At 62.5% G+C, this 715-nt stretch carries 1 protein-coding gene; it reads right to left on the bottom strand.

The genetic code is table 11. The features are described from left to right. Positions 1 to 715, bottom strand: a 715-nt coding sequence (locus tag BN1128_RS16310; RefSeq protein ID WP_042870677.1) for a phospholipase D-like domain-containing protein, incomplete at both ends; no start/stop codon positions are given.

Here is a 715-nt window from a genome sequence, read left to right as displayed (position 1 = left end):
CGCCTCTATCATGTAGCCCTGCACCAGCTGGGTCATCTCAGCGACAAAAACCGGGTTGTCGATGAGCAGGGTCACCTCGAAGTTGAGCCAGAGACTGCGTCTATCCAGGTTCACAGTGCCCACCAGCGCAAAGTCGTCATCCACCAGCACGCTCTTGGTGTGCAGCAGCCCGGCATCGTAGCGGTAGACCTCAACCCCGGCCTCCAGCAGCTCCTCCATGAAGGCATTACAGGCATGATTGGCCATCAGGGAGTCGTTGCGCGCCGGCAACACCAGTTGCACCTGAACCCCGCGCGCCGCCGCCGAGGATAGCGCCGCCGCCAACGGATCGTCCGGCACAAAATAGGGGGTGGTCAGCACCAGATGGTGACGGGCCTGATAGATGGCCAGCAACAGGCTCTGCTGGATGCAGTCACCGCCGACGAAGGGGCCGGACGGAATGAGCTGGGCCCGGTAGTTGCTCTGGGGCCAGGCCTCAGGCTCGTGCTGCAGGCTGTCGAGCAGCCGCTCGCCGGTCTCCATCTCCCAGTCCCAGACGAAGATGGACCACATCAACGGCACCATGGGCCCCTGCACCCGGATCATGATGTCGACCCACTGGCCAACTCCTGCGTTCTGCTTGAAGAAACGGGGATCCACCATGTTCATGGAGCCGGTGTAACCGACCCTGTCGTCGATCACCACCAGCTTGCGATGCATGCGCAGATCCTGGCGC

The sequence above is a fragment of the Aeromonas piscicola genome (assembly GCF_000820005.1).
GTDB classification, from domain to species: Bacteria; Pseudomonadota; Gammaproteobacteria; order Enterobacterales; family Aeromonadaceae; genus Aeromonas; species Aeromonas piscicola.
Note: the sequence above shows the minus strand (reverse complement) of the source record. Positions and strands in the feature narration are given on the sequence as shown.